The organism is Klebsiella variicola (genome assembly GCF_000828055.2).
GTDB classification, from domain to species: Bacteria; Pseudomonadota; Gammaproteobacteria; order Enterobacterales; family Enterobacteriaceae; genus Klebsiella; species Klebsiella variicola.
Genome location: NZ_CP010523.2, coordinates 4604597 through 4623235 on the forward strand (window position 1 = coordinate 4604597; position 18639 = coordinate 4623235).

At 57.1% G+C, this 18639-nt stretch carries 16 protein-coding genes; 11 read left to right on the top strand and 5 right to left on the bottom strand.

Annotated features, from left to right (window positions below):
• Position 1 precedes the first annotated feature (1 nt).
• From leuC to aroD, 6 genes are all read left to right on the top strand, one after another.
• Entirely contained in the window at positions 2–1402 is a 1401-nt protein-coding gene (gene leuC, locus SP68_RS21570) for a 3-isopropylmalate dehydratase large subunit (RefSeq protein WP_008807445.1), read from the top strand.
• 10 nt (positions 1403–1412) lie between these two features.
• Entirely contained in the window at positions 1413–2018 is a 606-nt protein-coding gene (gene leuD / locus SP68_RS21575) for a 3-isopropylmalate dehydratase small subunit (protein WP_008807446.1), read from the top strand.
• A 397-nt stretch (positions 2019–2415) separates the two neighbouring features.
• Positions 2416–4449 (top strand): oxidoreductase, encoded by a 2034-nt coding sequence (locus SP68_RS21580; RefSeq protein ID WP_040972924.1) that lies wholly within the window; start codon positions 2416–2418, stop codon positions 4447–4449.
• Between the two features lie 11 nt (positions 4450–4460).
• A complete protein-coding gene (locus tag SP68_RS21585; protein ID WP_008807448.1) occupies positions 4461–5324 on the top strand; it encodes a shikimate dehydrogenase in 864 nt (287 codons plus the stop codon).
• A gap of 10 nt (positions 5325–5334) precedes the next feature.
• On the top strand, positions 5335–6549 hold the full coding sequence (locus SP68_RS21590; protein WP_012542861.1) for an MFS transporter: 1215 nt from the start codon (positions 5335–5337) through the stop codon (positions 6547–6549).
• Between the two features lie 30 nt (positions 6550–6579).
• On the top strand, positions 6580–7335 hold the full coding sequence (aroD, locus tag SP68_RS21595; RefSeq protein ID WP_038422108.1) for a type I 3-dehydroquinate dehydratase: 756 nt from the start codon (positions 6580–6582) through the stop codon (positions 7333–7335).
• A gap of 37 nt (positions 7336–7372) precedes the next feature.
• On the opposite strand, the gene SP68_RS21600 is transcribed toward aroD, so the two are convergent.
• Positions 7373–8269 (bottom strand): LysR family transcriptional regulator, encoded by an 897-nt coding sequence (locus SP68_RS21600; RefSeq protein ID WP_012542863.1) that lies wholly within the window; start codon positions 8267–8269, stop codon positions 7373–7375.
• Between the two features lie 231 nt (positions 8270–8500).
• Between SP68_RS21600 and SP68_RS21605 the strand changes: the two genes are divergently transcribed.
• Entirely contained in the window at positions 8501–9811 is a 1311-nt protein-coding gene (locus tag SP68_RS21605) for an MFS transporter (protein WP_040972921.1), read from the top strand.
• A gap of 44 nt (positions 9812–9855) precedes the next feature.
• Here the strand turns inward: SP68_RS21605 and SP68_RS21610 are convergent, their stop codons facing one another.
• Both SP68_RS21610 and sgrT read right to left on the bottom strand, forming a co-directional pair.
• Positions 9856–11040 carry a sugar efflux transporter gene (locus SP68_RS21610; RefSeq protein ID WP_040972919.1) on the bottom strand — a complete coding sequence of 395 codons (1185 nt, stop codon included), beginning with the start codon at positions 11038–11040 and terminating at the stop codon, positions 9856–9858.
• Between the two features lie 271 nt (positions 11041–11311).
• Positions 11312–11464: a glucose uptake inhibitor SgrT gene (gene sgrT, locus SP68_RS26955; protein WP_012542866.1), complete on the bottom strand. Its 153-nt coding sequence runs from the start codon at positions 11462–11464 to the stop codon at positions 11312–11314.
• Between the two features lie 87 nt (positions 11465–11551).
• Here sgrT and sgrR point away from each other — a divergent pair, with 87 nt between their 5' ends.
• The 4 genes from sgrR to thiQ all read left to right on the top strand — a co-directional run bounded on the left by sgrR (position 11552) and on the right by thiQ (position 16751).
• Positions 11552–13207 carry an HTH-type transcriptional regulator SgrR gene (gene sgrR / locus SP68_RS21615; RefSeq protein WP_008807454.1) on the top strand — a complete coding sequence of 552 codons (1656 nt, stop codon included), beginning with the start codon at positions 11552–11554 and terminating at the stop codon, positions 13205–13207.
• A gap of 289 nt (positions 13208–13496) precedes the next feature.
• Entirely contained in the window at positions 13497–14480 is a 984-nt protein-coding gene (gene thiB, locus SP68_RS21620; protein WP_023297063.1) for a thiamine ABC transporter substrate binding subunit, read from the top strand.
• Entirely contained in the window at positions 14456–16066 is a 1611-nt protein-coding gene (gene thiP, locus SP68_RS21625; protein ID WP_032732502.1) for a thiamine/thiamine pyrophosphate ABC transporter permease ThiP, read from the top strand. Before thiB ends, thiP begins: the two co-directional genes overlap by 25 nt.
• A complete protein-coding gene (gene thiQ / locus SP68_RS21630; RefSeq protein ID WP_023322058.1) occupies positions 16050–16751 on the top strand; it encodes a thiamine ABC transporter ATP-binding protein ThiQ in 702 nt (233 codons plus the stop codon). Before thiP ends, thiQ begins: the two co-directional genes overlap by 17 nt.
• Here the strand turns inward: thiQ and SP68_RS21635 are convergent.
• Together SP68_RS21635 and araC are read right to left on the bottom strand one after the other, a co-directional pair.
• Entirely contained in the window at positions 16738–17505 is a 768-nt protein-coding gene (locus tag SP68_RS21635) for a DedA family protein (protein ID WP_008807458.1), read from the bottom strand. The two genes, thiQ and SP68_RS21635, sit on opposite strands and share 14 nt — an antisense overlap.
• A 128-nt stretch (positions 17506–17633) precedes the next feature.
• Entirely contained in the window at positions 17634–18479 is an 846-nt protein-coding gene (gene araC / locus SP68_RS21640; protein WP_004204301.1) for an arabinose operon transcriptional regulator AraC, read from the bottom strand.
• Positions 18480–18639: the final 160 nt, after the last annotated feature.

Below are 18639 nucleotides of genomic sequence, written 5' to 3' on the forward strand. Positions count from 1 at the left end.
CATGGCGAAGACGTTATACGAAAAATTATTTGATGCGCACGTAGTGTATGAGGCGCAGAACGAAACCCCGCTGCTGTACATCGACCGCCATCTGGTGCACGAAGTGACCTCCCCGCAGGCGTTTGACGGCCTGCGCGCGCATGGCCGCCAGGTGCGCCAGCCGGGTAAAACCTTCGCGACCATGGATCACAACGTCTCGACGCAGACCAAAGATATCAACGCGTCCGGCGAGATGGCCCGTATCCAGATGCAGGAGCTGATTAAGAACTGTAAAGAGTTTGGCGTTGAGCTGTATGACTTAAATCACCCATACCAGGGTATCGTCCACGTCATGGGCCCGGAGCAGGGCGTCACCCTGCCGGGGATGACCATTGTTTGCGGTGACTCCCATACCGCCACCCACGGCGCGTTCGGGGCGCTGGCGTTCGGTATCGGCACCTCCGAAGTGGAGCATGTGCTGGCGACCCAGACCCTGAAACAGGGCCGCGCGAAGACCATGAAAATCGACGTGCAAGGCAAAGCGGCGCCGGGTATTACCGCTAAAGATATCGTGCTGGCCATCATTGGTAAAACCGGTAGCGCCGGCGGCACCGGCCATGTGGTTGAGTTCTGCGGCGAAGCGATCCGCGATCTGAGCATGGAAGGGCGTATGACCCTGTGCAACATGGCGATCGAGATGGGCGCCAAAGCGGGCCTGGTCGCGCCGGACGAAACCACCTTCAATTACGTACGCGGCCGTCTGCATGCGCCGAAAGGCAAAGATTTTGACGATGCCGTCGCGTACTGGAAAACCCTGAAAACCGACGATGGCGCGACGTTTGATACCGTGGTGACGCTGCAGGCGGCGGAGATTGCCCCGCAGGTAACCTGGGGCACCAACCCGGGCCAGGTGATCTCAGTGACGGATAATATCCCCGATCCGGCGTCATTCAGCGATCCAGTGGAACGCGCCAGCGCCGAAAAAGCGCTGGCCTACATGGGCCTGAAATCCGGGATCCCGCTGACGGATGTGGCTATCGATAAAGTGTTTATCGGCTCCTGCACCAACTCGCGAATCGAAGATTTACGCGCCGCGGCGGAAATCGCTAAAGGACGTAAAGTGGCGCCGGGTGTCCAGGCGCTGGTGGTGCCGGGTTCCGGTCCGGTGAAAGCGCAGGCGGAAGCGGAAGGCCTGGATAAGATCTTCATCGAAGCCGGCTTTGAGTGGCGCTTACCGGGTTGCTCGATGTGTCTGGCAATGAACAATGACCGCCTGAATCCGGGCGAGCGCTGTGCCTCCACCAGCAACCGTAATTTTGAAGGCCGTCAGGGCCGCGGCGGACGCACGCACCTGGTGAGCCCGGCAATGGCCGCAGCGGCAGCTGTTACCGGTCATTTCGCCGATATCCGTAATCTGAAGTAAGGAGACCATCATGGCAGAGAAATTTACCCAACATACCGGCCTGGTGGTTCCGCTGGATGCTGCAAACGTCGATACCGACGCGATTATTCCCAAGCAGTTTTTGCAGAAAGTGACTCGCACCGGCTTCGGCGCCCACCTGTTTAACGACTGGCGCTTTCTCGACGATAAAGGCCAGCAGCCGAACCCGGATTTTGTGCTGAATTTCCCGCAATACAAAGGGGCGTCAATCCTGCTGGCACGTGAAAACTTCGGCTGCGGCTCCTCGCGCGAGCACGCGCCGTGGGCGTTGACCGATTACGGCTTTAAGGTCGTGATTGCGCCAAGCTTTGCCGATATCTTTTACGGCAACAGCTTCAATAACCAGCTGCTGCCGGTGACCCTGAGCGACGAGCAGGTCGATGAGCTGTTCAAGCTGGTGCAGGCCAACCCGGGCATGACGTTTGAAGTGGATCTGGAAGCTCAGGTAGTTAAAGCTGGGGATAAAACCTACAGCTTTAAGATCGACGACTTCCGCCGCCACTGTATGCTCAACGGCCTGGATAGCATCGGCCTGACGCTGCAGCACGGAGAGGCGATTTCCGACTATGAACGCAAGCTGCCGGCGTTTATGAATTAACCTTCGGGCCCGGTCATTTGACCGGGCTTTTTAATTTTATCGCGGCGGAAATTGCGATCTCACGCACAAAAAACAATATTGATTCGCTGATTGTCAGGCCTTGCCCCCACCCTGCCCCACACCATAAAGAAGAATCATTCCGCTTTCCTTCTCTTCCTCATCGTTGTTTATGTATTATCCCTTCACTGCAAGTAAAAATAAGGCACGAGTGTTTAATATAAAAATATAAGAATGTGAAAGAAGCGTTAATCTCATAGAGAACCCCTATAGCTCAGAACAAAAAAAAACATTATTTTTCGATTTTTCCCCTCGCTATCGTTGCCCACAGAGAAATATTAACTAAGGACACGCCCGGGCCCCCGCATATCGGCCTCCCGGCCTCCTGTGGAGAGAAGAGATGAGCCACTATCCGCACCTTTTCAGTCCGTTGACCATCAACGGCATGACGCTAAAAAACCGCATTATCATGCCCCCTATGGGCACCAATATGGCCACGCTCAACGGCGAGGTCTCGCAGGAACAGCTGGAATACTATGAACTGCGGGCCAAAGGCGGCACCGGACTTATCACCATCGAAAACATCTGTATTGATTTTCCCTTTGCTTCCAACGGCACCACGCAGTTACGCATCGATAACGATCAATATATTCCGCGACTGTTTAAATTAACCGAGACCCTGCATAAACATGGCGCCTGCGTATCCATTCAGTTAAATCATGCTGGCGCTTCGGCGTACGCCTACCGCCTTGACGGTCAGACGCCACTCTCTTCCTCCACGACGCCCTCGAAAAAGCACGGAAATATTCCACGCCCAATGACGCATGAGGAAATTTATCATGCCGTTGAAAAGTTTGGTGATGCCGCGGAGCGCGTTCGTCGTGCGGGTTTTGACAGCGTCGAAATTCATGCCGGTCATTCCTATTTAATTAGCCAGTTTTTATCGCCGTTATTTAACAAACGCACCGATGAATTTGGCGGCACCGTCGAAAATCGCACCCGGATATTAAGTCTGATTATCGATAAAGTGCGCGCCTGCGTGGGGCCGCGTTTTCCGGTCAGCCTGCGCATCAGCGCCGACGACTTCCTCAAGGGGGGCAATACCCTCGAAGATTCCCTGCGCATCCTTGAACTCTGCCAGGATAAGGTCGATATCATCAACGTCTCTGCGGCGCAGAATGACAACCTGAATCTGCAAATCGACCAGATGTCGCTGGAGGATGGCTGGAAGCGCTACCTCTCCCGCGCGGTGCGCGATAAATTCCATAAGCCCACGGTCATCGCCGGCAATATTCGCTCACCACAGGTGGCCGAGGATATTCTCGCCAGCGGCGATGCCGACCTTATTGCCATTGGCCGCGGCCTGATTGCCGAGCCGGAGTGGGTGCAGAAGGTGCAAGGCGGTAAAGAGCGCCTGATGCGCAAATGCATCTCCTGCAATATCGGTTGCGCTGACCATCGTATCGCCCGCTCGCGCCCGCTGCGCTGTTCGATTAACCCGGACATCATCCACGGCGATGCCTACAAAATGCGCCGCGTCAGTCGCGAAACGAACGTGGTGGTCATCGGCGCTGGCACCGCCGGGATGGAAGCCGCCTGCACGGCGGCGGAAGTCGGTTGCCATACCTGGCTGCTGGAGGCGAAAAACCACGTCGGCGGCCTCGCCAGCGATATCTCCCGTCTGCCGGAGAAAAAGCGTATCGCCGATTTCCCGCAGTTTATGAAAAATCGCATCGCCTCGCTGGACAACCTGATGCTGCAGGTCGGCAAACGTGCCGACGTGGCCTCAGTTTCCGCCCTGCATCCGCATCTGATTGTCAACGCCACCGGCTCAACGCCGCTGCTGCCGCCCATTGAGGGCTTGCGGGAAAACATTGATACCGCGGACGGCAAAGTCTTTTCCATTACCGGCATGATCGACAACCTGGCGAAATTTACCAATATCGAGGGTAAACGTATCGCCGTCGTCGGCGCAGGCGCCGTTGGCCTCGACGTTATCGAATACTTTACGGCGCGCGGCGCGCAGGCGGTATTAATCGAAATGCAGGACGCCGCCGGTCGCGACCTCGACATCATTACCAAAAATGCCATGTTGACCATGCTCGACGAGCACCAGGTCGAACAGCACATGAATACCCAACTGATGGCAGTCGCTGCCGACCATTTCCGGGTGAAAAATACACAGCAAACCTTCGATATCCCCTTTGACTACGGCTTTGTCTGCCTGGGGATGCGCGCCAACCAGACGGGTCTCGACGAGATCGAGCGCTGGGCCAATGCCAATAACGTCAAAATCATGAATATCGGCGACAGCCTGATGGCGCGGCGCATTATCGACGGCATCCGCGAAGGCCGCAACGTGCTGGATACCCTGGAAGACATGGGTGCGCTGGGCAGTCGCGAAGCACAACGAATTCCCTTTCTAACTTATTGAGGATTTTTGTCATGGCAGAACGTATTACTGGACACACTGAGCTGATTGGCCTGATCGCCACCCCGATTCGCCACAGCATGTCACCCACCATGCATAACGAGGCTTTCGCCCATCTCGGGCTGGACTATGTTTATCTGGCTTTTGAAGTCGGTAATCAGGAGCTGAAGGACGTTGTGCAGGGCTTTCGGGCAATGAAGCTGCGCGGCTTTAATGTCTCTATGCCGAACAAAACCGAAATTTGCCAGTATCTCGATAAGCTGTCGCCGGCGGCGCAGCTGGTCGGGGCGGTCAACACCGTGGTCAACGACGATGGCGTACTGACCGGACATATCACCGACGGCACCGGCTATATGCGCGCCCTTAGCGAAGCGGGTATCGATATCATCGGCAAGAAGATGACCGTCCTCGGCGCCGGCGGCGCGGCGACCGCGCTCTGCGTCCAGGCGGCTCTGGATGGCGTGAAGGCGATCTCCATCTTTAACCGCCGCGATAAATTCTTCGCCAACGCCGAAGAAACGGTAGCTAAGATCCGCAACAACACCAACTGCGAGATCCATCTGTTCGATCTCGACGATCATGACAAGCTGCGCGCCGAAATCGACAGCAGCGTGATCCTGACCAATGCCACCGGCGTCGGCATGAAGCCGTTCGAAGGCCAAATGTTGCTGCCGAACGACAGCTTCCTGCGCCCGGATCTGATCGTCTCTGACGTCGTCTACAACCCACGTAAAACCCACCTGCTGGAAGTGGCGGAGAAAAAAGGCTGCCGCACCCTGAACGGTCTGGGGATGATGCTGTGGCAAGGCGCGCGCGCGTTCGAAATCTGGACGGGTAAACAGATGCCGGTTGATTACATCAAGAGCATTCTGTTCTAAGAGGCGAATGATGAAAAATAAATACATCCCTACTGCGGCAGGGCTGTATCTCAACTACCTGATTCACGGCATGGGGGTGCTCTTAATCACCCTCAACATGGCCCATCTTCAGGAACAGTGGGGAACAGACGCTGCTGGCGTATCCATCGTTATCTCCTCGTTAGGTATCGGCAAGCTGGCGACCATTGTGACCGGCTTTTTGTCGGATCGCTTTGGCCGTAAGCCTTTTATTTATCTGGGGATCCTCAGCTATCTGATCTTCTTCGTCGGCATCCTGCTGACTAAAAATATCTATCTGGCCTACGTCTTCGGCATTATGGCGGGCCTGGCGAATAGCTTCCTCGACTCCGGAACCTATCCGGCGCTAATGGAGTCTTTCCCGCACTCCGCCAGCCGGGCCAACGTGCTGATCAAAGCCTTCGTTTCCGCCGGGCAGTTCCTGCTGCCGTTCATTATCAGCTTCCTGATCTGGGCGAATCTGTGGTTCGGCTGGTCGTTCGTCATTGCGGCGGGACTGTTTGTCCTGAGCGGCATCTACCTGCTCAAAATGCCATTCCCGGATAGCCAGTCGGCGAAAAAAGAGGAGGCCCCTACGGCGCAGGCGGAAGCAACTGCCCGGCCGCAGGCTAATAAGCTGGATATGGTGATCTTCACCCTGTACGGCTACATTGGCATGGCAACCTTCTATCTGGTCAGCCAGTGGCTGGCGCAGTACGGTCAATTCGTGGTCGGCCTGCCCTACGCCTCGGCGATTAAACTGCTTAGCATCTATACCGTCGGTTCGCTGGTCTGCGTCTTCGTGACCGCCGCCTTCGTCAAAGAGGTGTTCAGCTCAGCCATCGCCATGATCATCTATACTGGCCTGTCGATGATTTCGCTGCTGCTGGTGTGCCTGTTCCCGACGCCGATGATGGTCACCGGCTTCGCCTTTATCATCGGCTTTGCCGCCGCCGGCGGGGTACTGCAGTTGGGAGCAACAATCATGGCAATGAGTTTCCCGAACGGAAAAGGCAAAGCAACCGGGATCTTCTACACCGCCGGCAGTATCGCCAGCTTCACGATCCCCCTGATCACCGCAAAGCTTTCGCAGATCAGTATTGCCAGCATTATGTGGTTTGATTTTGCAATCGCCGTGATCGGCTTTGTGATCGCCCTGTACATCGGCTATCGTCAACTGCAGGCTCGGGCGGCGCAAAAAGTGTCCCGCACCGCAGTCACCGCCTGAGGTTCAACGCGAACAATAATGGATACCTACATGACAAATGCAGTAACCGTAAAGAACATCACCTTTCAGGAAGGGGAAACCCTCATTTGTGTACCGCTGATCGGCAAAACCCTCGATGAGATACTGGGTAACGCCCATGGTCTGGTCGATGCCGGCGCCGATATTATCGAATGGCGCGTTGACCACTTTACCCAGGTCAGAGACATGACCCAGGTGATGGCCGCGCTGGCGGAAATCCGTGGCGCGCTGAAAGCGCTCCCGCTGCTGTTCACCTTCCGCAGCAAGAAAGAAGGTGGCGAAACCGAGATCAGCGACGAAGCGTACTTCGCGCTCAATCGCGAAGCCGCGCGCAGCGGACTGGTTGATGTTATCGATATCGAGCTATTCAATGATGAAGCGCAGATCCGCGCGCTGGTTAACGATGCGCATGCCGCGGGCGTCAAGGTGATCATGAGTAACCATGATTTCCACAAGACTCCCGCTCAGGAAGATATTATCTATCGCCTGCGCCGCATGCAGGATCTGGGCGCCGACCTGCCGAAGATCGCGGTGATGCCGCAGTCGCCGCAGGACGTTCTGACCTTGCTTGCCGCTACGCTGACCATGAAAGAAAAATATGCCACTCGCCCGCTGATTACCATGTCGATGGGCAAATCCGGTGGCGTTAGCCGGGTGACCGGGCGCTTATTCGGCTCGGCGATGACCTTCGGTACCGTAGGACAGGCTTCTGCGCCAGGACAGATCGCCATCGCCAAACTACGTGAAGTGATGGATATTCTCTCCTGATGCCCGAATGGCCCGGAGGCGATCTCCGGGCCATCCGCTAACAGAGATTCTGGCTGTCGTGGATAACCACATTTTTAAATGACTGTAGCGCCGGGGAAAGTAACCGATCTTTCATTGTCGCCAGATAGATATAGCGTGGGGGGATGGTGTTTTTAATCTTCAGGATGTGAACGTTGTAATAGGAGAGCGCGGAGATCCGCGGCATAATCGCGATCCCATAGTCAATACTGACCAACCCGGCCATCGCGGTATCCTCATCCACGTAGCAGGCGATCTCCGGCACCAGCTTTTGCTGCATAAACACATTATCGATAAACGGACGTAAACCGCTATTCTCTGAAAAATAGATATAGGGATAATGAATCGTCTCTACCAGATCGACCTCATGTTCATACAGGCGGGCCAACGGATGATCCTTCGCCGTGACCACCACCAGCTCCTGCTGAATAACAGGAATAAAATCGATATCCGGCTCATCCGCAATATAAGAGCAAATCGCCAGATCGACTTTGCCAGCTTTCAGCTCCTGCAATAGGGTCAGCGATGTCCCCTGAGTAAAAGAAAAAGTAACGTTGTGACATTCAGGTGAAAGAGAATATTGATTAATTAACTGCGGAACAACATATTCGCCCATCGTGTAAATAAAGGCGATGCGAATATTCTCTTTATTCTCGGCGCCATTTTTTTGTAATGTCATCCGGCCATTCTCCAGCGAGGCCAGCGCATCTTCGACATACGGCAAAAAACGCTTGCCGTTTTGCGTAATTTTAACGTTCCGTCCCTGTCTGGCGAACAGCGCGACCCCTAACTCCTTCTCCAGCTCCGATATCGCATGGCTTAGCGAGGGCTGGGTGATGCACAGACTGGAGGCGGCTTCGGTGTAATGTTCGGTTTCAGACAGACGTTTAAAATAATAAAGTTGCTTTAGGTTCATTATTTTTGCCCGTATAATATAAGAATAAATGCACTGACGCTAATATACCATGCAAGCCACCAATAATGTGCGGGAGCGGGTAAATATCGGCGTTACATCAAATATTCTTTTGTGAAGCGTATGAATGTGCAACAAAGCGTTGCCATTCATAGATACTATCTATAGTTCCTGGAGATGTTTTTGCATGTGCGAATATATGCAAAAATATTTTAAACTTTAAAGGAACTCGCTATGAGTATGTCAAACTCTCAGGAAGTCCTCACTTCCTCATCGGGGACGAAAAAAAGAAGCCGCGTTCGGATAGTTATTTTACTGCTGTTGTCCGTCGGAACGATGATCAATTATCTCGATCGCACCATCCTGGGTATTGTCGCCCCACAATTAACCCAGGAAATTCATATCGATCCAGCGATGATGGGCATCATTTTCTCCGCCTTTGCCTGGACCTATGCGCTGGCGCAGATCCCTGGCGGGGTATTTTTAGACCGTTTTGGTAACAAGCTCACCTATGCCCTGTCTATTTTCTTCTGGTCGCTGTTTACTCTGCTGCAAAGTTTTACCCTCGGGCTGAAAACCCTGCTCCTCCTGCGCCTGGGGCTTGGCGTCAGCGAAGCACCCTGCTTTCCGGCCAACAGCCGCATCGTCAGCACCTGGTTTCCCCAGCATGAGCGCGCGCGGGCGACGGCAACATATACAGTTGGCGAATATATAGGGCTGGCCGCTTTCTCGCCGCTGTTATTTTTAATCCTCGAACACCATGGCTGGAGAACGCTGTTTTTTCTCACCGGCGGATTAGGTATTTTATTTACGTTGGTGTGGTGGCGTTTTTATCACGAACCGCATGAATCACGCACGGCTAATAAAGCAGAGTTGGATTACATCGGCGCAAACAACATTAACAATAAAATCCAGAACGTTCCATTTAACTGGCGTGACGCCAGGTGTCTGCTGGGCTGTCGTCAGATCGTAGGCGCCAGTCTGGGCCAGTTTGCCGGGAACACCACGCTGGTGTTTTTTCTGACGTGGTTTCCCAGCTATCTTGCCAACGAGCGCCATCTCCCCTGGCTTCACGTTGGATTCTTCGCCACCTGGCCCTTCCTCGCCGCCGCGATCGGCATCCTCTTCGGCGGCTGGATCTCGGACCGGTTGCTGAAGCGAACCGGCTCCGTCAACATCAGTCGAAAGTTACCAATAATTTCCGGTTTACTACTGTCCAGCTGTATTATTGCGGCGAACTGGGTAAGCGCTAACAGCACCGTAATCATTATTATGTCGGTGGCATTTTTTGGCCAGGGGATGGTCGGTCTGGGCTGGACCTTAATTTCTGATATTGCCCCGGAAAATATGGCAGGCCTCACCGGCGGCATATTTAATTTTTGCGCCAATATGGCATCTATTATTGCGCCACTGATAATTGGTGTGATTATCTCCGCAACGGGTAATTTCTTTTACGCGCTGATCTACGTCGGCCTGACGGCGCTGATCGGCGTGATTGCCTACATTTTTATCATCGGCGATATCAAGCGTATCGTCCTGGAGTAGTCAGCTTGCCCCGGCGACGCGGCTCGCCGGGGCAAGGCAGATTGTCAGATATCCTTCACCTTGCTGGTCAAAAACAGCGTCACCAGCGAAATCGCGGCGATCGTCCAGTAGACGCTGGCATGGCCATAACTTTGCGACAGCGCCCCCTGCATCACGCCGGCGAGGATCACGCCGGTGGAAATACTGTTGGTGAACAGGGTGGTCGCTGCCCCCGCCCGGCCCGGCATTAAATCCTGGAACCACAGCATACCGATCCCGGCGATAATACCGATAAAGACCGCGTTAAATAGCTGCAGGGCCAGCAGCGCCGTACGGCCATGAAACAGAATCAACCCGGCATAAAACAGCACACCGGCCGCGACCGCCGCCACCATCATTTTACGTTTACCAAAGCGCTTCACGTAGTAGCCGGCGAGGATCATCGCCGGTATTTCCAGTCCGGCGGCGGTGCCCATCAGGATCCCGGCAAGGCTGTCGGGAAGACCGAGATCGTTACTGATCCACAGCGGCATATCAATGATATACATCGTGTTGCAGGTCCACATCAGCGTGGAGGCGATAAACAGCATGCGCACGTTCTTATCCTGCCAGCCGCCGACCTGCACCAGCGCCGCCGCCTCTTCCGAAGGCTGTTCCACCCGCGGGACCGAGGGCAGTTTAATGGCAATCAGCGCCAGACTAATCACAAAGATGCCCGCCGCAATGGAAAACATGGTGGTAAAGCCATAATTGAGGGCCAGCATAAAGGCCAGCGGCGGGCCAATAACCCACGCCAGCGACAGCTGGGCGCGCATGATCGAGCTGAACATCACCACTTCCCGCGCCGAGCTGTCGGCATACTCCCGGGCCAGGGCGAAGAGCTGCGGCATGGCGGCATTGGCGATGGACGCCAGCATCACCCCGCAGGTAATTAACGTCAGGTAGTGACGGTTGAAGGCAAACAGCAGCGCATTGCCCACCGCCATCAGGCAGCAGAGCATAATTAACCGCCGCCGATCGCCGCGGCTATCAGAGCGCTTAGCCAACGCCAGACTCACCAGGATCCCGGCAATGGCATTTACCGTGTAGAACAGGCCCACCCAGAACGGCTGCGCCCCTACTTCGCGGCTGAGAAACAAACTCAACGTCGGCGCCTGCAACGCGCCCGCCACGCCCATCATAAAAGCAACCAGCATAAAGGCGGCATACACGCCGTTTAGCCGTCGTCCCATCGTCATCAACCACAGCATGGAATGTCCTTAACACACGCGAAGTAAACGAAAAAAGCCAGCAGAGGATTTCTGCTGGCGGGTGATTCTATACTCTATGGGTTTCATGTTGCAGGACAAAACGGTTAACCGTTTTGCACAGCGCTTGTGCTGGCCCTGAAAGGGTGAGCGTGGCCAGAACGTCAGACCCTGAGCGCATCGACAGCGAAACGAGCGGTCGCGGCCAACGCCCCTGCAGCGTGAAAAACGACGAGTATAACACCAATACTCAGTCACACATGATGTCTGCAAGTCAATGATCAGAGGCCTTTGACGTCACTCCCCACTGCATCAGTTCTCCCAGGATTTCCTGTTGTCGTCCTGCCATCAGGCGGGCCAGCCAGGACGCATCCTGCGTCGCAGAAAAATAGCGCTGGTAGAACGATTTTGCGGTAGACCTCATCATATTCACCTCCTCGCTTCATCGGGATTCATTATTGGCTTAATATGGGGAGTAATAAATTGCTGAGTTTTGCGCAGGAGTTCCCCTTTTATGTCTTCCAGCCGTCTGCAACAACAGTTCATCCGCTTATGGCAGTGCTGCGACGGCAAGTCGCAGGAGACCACCCTCAACGAGCTGGCGGAAATGCTGAGCTGCTCGCGTCGCCATATGCGCACCCTGCTCAATATGATGGAGTCCCGCGGCTGGCTGGCCTGGGAGGCGGAGGCAGGCCGCGGCAAGCGTTCGCGGCTAACCTTTCTCTATACCGGCCTCGCCCTGCAGCAGCAGCGTGCCGAAGATCTCCTCGAGCAGGATCGCATCGATCAGCTGGTGCAGCTGGTCGGCGATAAGGCCGCCGTCCGCCAGATGCTGATCTCTCATCTTGGCCGCAGCTTTCGCCAGGGACGCCATATCCTGCGCGTGCTCTACTATCGTCCGATGAAGAATTTACTGCCCGGCAGTGCGCTGCGGCGTTCGGAAACGCATATTGCCCGGCAAATTTTCAGCGCCCTGACGCGGGTAAATGAGGAAAATGGGGAACTGGAAGCCGATATTGCCCACCACTGGCAGCAACTGACCCCCACCCACTGGCGCTTTTTCCTCCGTCCCGGCATCCATTTTCACCACGGCCGTGAGCTGGAGATGGCGGATGTGATCGCCTCTCTGCAGCGCAGCAATGCCCTGCCGCTCTATTCACATATCGAACGCATCGAATCGCCCACCGCCTGGACCCTGGATATTCATCTGCGCCAGCCCGACCGCTGGCTGCCCTGGCTGCTGGGTCAGGTGCCGGCGATGGTGCTGCCGCAGGAGTGGCAGACCATGAACCACTTTTCCTCCATGCCGGTCGGCACCGGCCCTTATGCCGTGGTGCGTAACAATCAGAACCAGCTCAAGATCCATGCCTTTGAAGACTATTTTGGCTACCGGGCGCTGATCGATGAGGTGAACGTCTGGGTGCTGCCGGAAATTAGTGAAGAGCCCAATGGCGGCCTGACGCTGCAGGGCAATACCGAAAGCGAAAAAGCGGTGGAGAGTCGCCTGGAAGAGGGCTGCTATTACCTGCTGTTCGACTCGCGAAGCCCGCTGGGGGCCAACGACGCGGTGCGTCGCTGGTTAAGCTATCTGTTTCAGCCCGCCAACCTGCTCTACCATGCGGGCGAACACTACCAGGGCAACTGGTTTCCCGCCTACGGCCTGCTGCCGCGCTGGCATCACGCCAGCAACCACGCCTGCGAGAAGCCGGCGGGGCTGGAGACCGTCACCCTCACCTATTACCGCGATCACGTCGAACATCGGGTGATCGGCGGGATTATGCGCGACCTGCTGGCAGCGCATCAGGTAAAACTGGAGATCCAGGAGCTGGAGTATGATGCCTGGCATCGCGGCGAGGTGGTCAGCGATATCTGGCTTAACAGCGTTAACTTCACCTTACCGATCGAATTCTCACTCTTCGCCTATCTGTACGAAGTCCCGCTCATTCAGCGCTGCATCCCCATTGACTGGCAGGCAGACGCCTGCCGCTGGCGCGCGGGAGAGTTTAATCCGGCCACCTGGAGCCAGCGGCTGCTGGCCGGGCAACATATCGTGCCGCTGATCCACCACTGGCTGATGATTCAGGGGCAGCGCAGTATGCGCGGCGTACGGATGAACACCCTCGGCTGGTTCGACTTTAAATCCGCGTGGTTTGCGCCGCCGGAGCCGTAAGCGCTTTCCGTCATCTGACAAAATCATTACACTAAGGCCGTTCTCAACGGGGTGCTAATAAACATACGCAATATCATTCAAGTTGCATCACGGCAGCAAGCGGGTGAATCCCCTGGAGCATAGATAACTATGTGACAGGGGTGAACGCGCGAAGCTAACGCAGATGCGGCTTGAAGGATGAAGCGTATGGGCTGAGAAAATACCCGTCGAACCTGATCCGGATAACGCCGGCGAAGGGATTTGAGGCTCACTCAAAATCCTTTGCCACCCCTTTTTTCTGAGGTGCAAAGTGTTGAAAAAATTACTCCCGCTGCTGGCGCTGGTCGCCATGCCCGCTCTGGCTAAGCCTGTCCTCACCGTCTATACCTATGACTCCTTCTCTGCCGACTGGGGCCCCGGCCCGGCGGTCAAAAAAGCCTTTGAAGCGGACTGCGGCTGCGAACTGAAGTTCGTCGCCCTGGAAGATGGCGTTTCGCTACTGAATCGCCTGCGCATGGAAGGCAAGAACAGCAAGGCCGACATCGTGCTTGGCCTGGATAACAACCTGCTGGAAGCCGCGGCGCAGAGTAAACTGTTCGCCAAAAGCCACGTACCTGCCAGCGCGGTCAGCGTGCCAGGCGGATGGGATAATGACACCTTTGTCCCCTACGATTACGGCTATTTCGCCTTCGTCTATGACAAAAATAAACTGGCTAACCCGCCGAAAAGCCTGAAAGAGCTGGTTGAGAGCCCGCAGAAATGGCGCGTCATCTACGAAGATCCCCGCACCAGCACCCCGGGGCTGGGCCTGCTGCTGTGGATGCAAAAGGTCTATGGCGATAAAGCGCCCGAGGCCTGGCAGAAGCTGGCGGCGAAAACGATCACCGTCACCAAGGGCTGGAGTGAAGCCTACGGTCTGTTCCTGAAAGGGGAAAGCGACCTGGTCTTAAGCTACACCACCTCGCCGGCTTACCACATTATTGAAGAGAAGAAAGACAACTATGCGGCGGCGAGCTTCGCTGAAGGCCATTATCTGCAGGTCGAAGTTGCCGCGCGTACCGCCGCCAGCAAGCAGCCGGAACTGGCGGAGAAGTTCCTCAAATTTATGGTCTCGCCTGGCTTCCAGAACGCCATCCCCACCGGGAACTGGATGTATCCGGTGACTCAGGTCGCGCTGCCGGCCGGGTTTGATACCCTGGTGAAGCCGCAGACCACCCTGTCGTTTACCCCGCAGCAGGTCGCCAGCGAGCGTCAGACCTGGATTAGCGCATGGCAACGCGCCGTCAGCCGCTAAACCTTCGCGGGCTATTGCCGGGCCTTTTTGCCGCCACCCTGCTCTGCGCCGTCGCGCTGGCGGCGTTTCTGGCGCTGTGGTTTAGCGCCCCCGGCGCGGGCTGGCAATCGGTCTTCAGCGATAGCTACCTGTGGCACGTGGTGCGCTTCTCCTTCTGGCAGGCGTCGCTGTCAGCGCTGTTCTCGGTGGTGCCGGCCATCTTTCTCGCCCGCGCCCTTTACCGGCGTCGCTTCCCGGGCCGCACACTGCTGCTGCGCCTGTGCGCGATGACCCTGATCCTGCCGGTGCTGGTGGCGGTGTTCGGCATCCTCAGCGTCTATGGCCGCCAGGGCTGGCTGGCCTCGCTGTTTCACGCGCTCGGCTGGCAGTGGGATTTCTCGCCCTACGGTCTGCAGGGCATCCTGCTGGCGCACGTCTTTTTCAATATGCCGATGGCCACCCGCCTGCTGCTGCAGGCGCTGGAGAGTATCCCTGGTGAACAGCGGCAAATTGCCGCCCAGCTTGGCATGCGCGGTTATGCCTTCTTCCGCCTCGTCGAATGGCCGTGGATGCGCCGGCACATTCCCGCCGTCGCTGCGCTGATTTTTATGCTCTGCTTCGCCAGCTTCGCCACCGTGCTGTCGCTGGGCGGCGGCCCGAAGGCCACCACAATTGAGCTGGCTATCTACCAGGCGCTGAGCTTTGACTACGATCCGGCGCGCGCGGCAATGCTGGCGTTGATCCAGATGCTTTGCTGCCTGGGGCTGGTGCTGCTCAGCCAGCGCCTCAGTAAAGCGGTGGCTATCGGCGTCAGCCATGTCCGCGGCTGGCGCGACCCTGACGATCGTCTGCACAGCCGCCTGAGCGACGGACTCTTGATCGGCGCCGCCCTGCTGCTGCTGCTCCCGCCTCTGCTGGCGGTCATCGTCGACGGGATCAACCGCAACATGCTGAACGTGCTGGCGCAGCCGGCGCTCTGGCAGGCATTGAGTACCTCTCTGCGCATCGCCATCGCCGCCGGGCTGTTGAGCGTAACCCTGACGATGATGCTGCTGTGGAGCAGCCGGGAGCTGCGCGCCCGCCAGCGGCCGCTGGCCGGGCAGGCGATGGAGCTGAGCGGCATGTTAATCCTTGCCATGCCGGGGATTGTGCTGGCCACTGGCTTTTTTCTGCTGCTCAGTAACAGCGTCGGACTGCCGGAGTCCGCCGACGGCATCGTCATCTTCACCAATGCCCTGATGGCGATCCCCTACGCGCTCAAAGTGCTGGAAAACCCGATGCGCGACGTGACCGCTCGCTACAGTATGCTGTGCCAGTCGTTGGGGATTGAAGGCTTCACGCGGCTGCGGGTGGTTGAGCTTCGCGCCCTCCGGCGCCCGCTGGCCCAGGCGCTCGCCTTTGCCTGCGTGCTGTCGATTGGTGACTTCGGCGTGGTGGCCCTGTTCGGCAACGAGGCGTTCCGCACCCTGCCTTTCTATCTCTACCAGCAGATAGGCGCCTACCGCAGCCAGGACGGCGCCGTCACCGCCCTGCTCCTGCTGCTGCTCTGTTTCTTATTATTTACGCTGATTGAAAAACTTCCGGGGCGTGATGCTAAAACTCAATGATGTGACCTGGCTGTACCAGCATCTGCCGATGCGCTTTACCCTCGACGTCGCGCGCGGCGAGCGCATCGCGGTGCTCGGCCCCAGCGGCGCCGGAAAGAGCACCCTGCTGAATCTGATCGCCGGTTTTCTACCGCCCGCCAGCGGCAGCCTGCGGATCAATGGCGAGGCGCATAACGCGACGCCGCCGGCGCAGCGTCCGGTCTCGATGCTGTTCCAGGAGAATAACCTGTTTAACCATCTCACGGTTCGGCAGAATATCAGCCTCGGGATCCACCCGGGCCTGAAACTGAGCCGCGAGCAGCAGGCGCAGGTGGCGGCAATGGCCGGACAGATGGGAATTGATGCGCTGCTGGAACGCCTGCCGGGCGAGCTTTCCGGCGGTCAGCGGCAGCGCGCGGCGCTGGCCCGCTGTCTGGTGCGCCAGCAGCCGGTGCTGTTACTGGATGAACCCTTCTCAGCGCTTGACCCGGCGCTGCGTCAGGAAATGCTGTCCCTGGTCGCCGATGTCTGCGAGCAGCAGCAGCTCACTCTGCTGATGGTCTCCCACAGCGTGGAAGATGCCGCGCGCATCGCGCCGCGCTCGATAGTGGTCGCCGAAGGGCGGATTGTCTGGGATGGCGCCACCGCCGAGCTGTTAAGCGGCAACAGCAGCGCCTCACATCTGATGGGCATCAGCGCGCAATAACCTTGTGCAGGATCGCCAGATAGACCGGCATCAGCGGATGGCGGCAGACCAGAGTCAGCGCCGTCGCGGCGACCACCACCATCAGCGGTGACAGCCACAGTAGTCGGCCGCGCGGCAGCCAGCGGGTCAGGCGATCGCCTGAGGTTTTCGCGCTCCGCCACAGCCGCCAGCACAGCCACCCTGCCAGCCAGGCCAGCAGCGCCGCCCCCAACAGCAGCCATTTAAAGCTGGCGCTGTTTTCATCGGCCGGAATATCAATCGCCGCCCCGGCGAGAATGCCGGGCAGGAAATAGAGCGGCGGCCAGAGCAGGCAGCCGATAATATTCGGTAGCACAAACTTCGCCACCGGCAGATCGAGCATCCCGGCGACCATCGGCACCAGCGGTCGCGTCGGCCCAACAAAGCGGCCGATCAGAATGGTGATCATGCTGTGCTGATGCAACGCATGCTCGGTCTTCTCCAACAGGGCACGGTTTTTCTTCATAAACGACCAGCGGTGCAGCGGCTTTTTAAAGCGCCAGCCGAGCCAGAATGAGATCCAGTCGCCCAGCAGACAGCCGACAATCCCCGCCAGCCACGCCTGCCAGAAGTTAACCTCACCGCTGCCGATAAGCGCCCCAAGGCCGGCCATCATCACCGTTCCGGGTAAGATAAGCCCCACCAGCGCCAGCGACTCGAGAAAGGCCACCAGCATCACGGCTAACAACGAGTAGACCGTGGATTGGGTGATAAAGTGTTCCAGCAATGCTTGCATAATGTACCCGGTTAAAAAACGAAGCCCGGATTCTCCGGAGCCATCGCGCCCTCGTCAAGCCACCAATTGTCTTAATAGTTTACTGGCTGTGATATTTAAGCGGGTCATCATTTCACTTTCTTTACTTTTTATTCACATCCTGCACGGAATTCGCTCGGGCTGGCGCCGGTGCATTTTTTAAATACGCGCGAAAAATAGAGCTGATCTTCAAAGCCAACGTTGCGCCCGACGGTGGCGATCGGCATCCGTGTCGTGCTCAGCAGCAGTTTGGCCTGGCTGATGCGCTGATCTTCCCGCCAGCCGAGCACGCTGATCCCCAACTGCTGGCGGAACAGGTGCGACAGACGCGAGGGCGACAGGCAGACGTGCTGGGCGACGCTGGCAATATCAAAATGGCTGTCCGCCAGATGGTCGCTGATGTACTGGCAGGCGTCGCGCACCCGGTTATCCAGCGGCGGATGCAGCGATTCGTTGATCGCCTCCATGCGCCGCAGCAGCAGCTGTTCCAGCAGATTTATCGCCAGCAGTTCGGAATAGCGCCCCGCCCCCTGCCCGGCATCGACGATCTGGCCGAACAGTTCGCCAAAGCGCGCCTGCCACTGTTCATCCGGACGGAAAAAGCCGGTCTGGGCGAAGATCGTCGGCCAGTTGAGCCACTCGTGCCAGTAGGCGCGCGGCCGGAAGTAGACCCACTGGTGATACCACTCGCTGGCGTCGGGATGGCGGCCGTAGTGATGGATTTCCCCTGGCGGGAACAGCAGCATATCACCCGGCCGGCAGACGAACTGTTCGCCGTGGTTGTTGATAACACCCTCGCCGCGGATCGTCAGGTTGAGAATATAGCCTTTCATGCCCAGCGGGCGGTCGATAAAGAAATCCAGGTATCCCTGCGCCTCAATCGGCGTGAGGCCGGTGACCAGATGAGCGTTAAAAGAGTAGCCCGGCAGCAGCGGATCGTTTTGCGTTTCGGCCATACGCGTGGTTCTCCCCGAAGGTATTAGTGACACCAATTGTCCATATTCATCATTTTATCGCTCTCGGCCCTGTCGCGACTGCGACGGCGGTGGGAATTTCGCTAAAAAGCCGCACGGTAAGCGAAAAAGCGCCAGCAGCGTGCATTCCACCGTGATATAC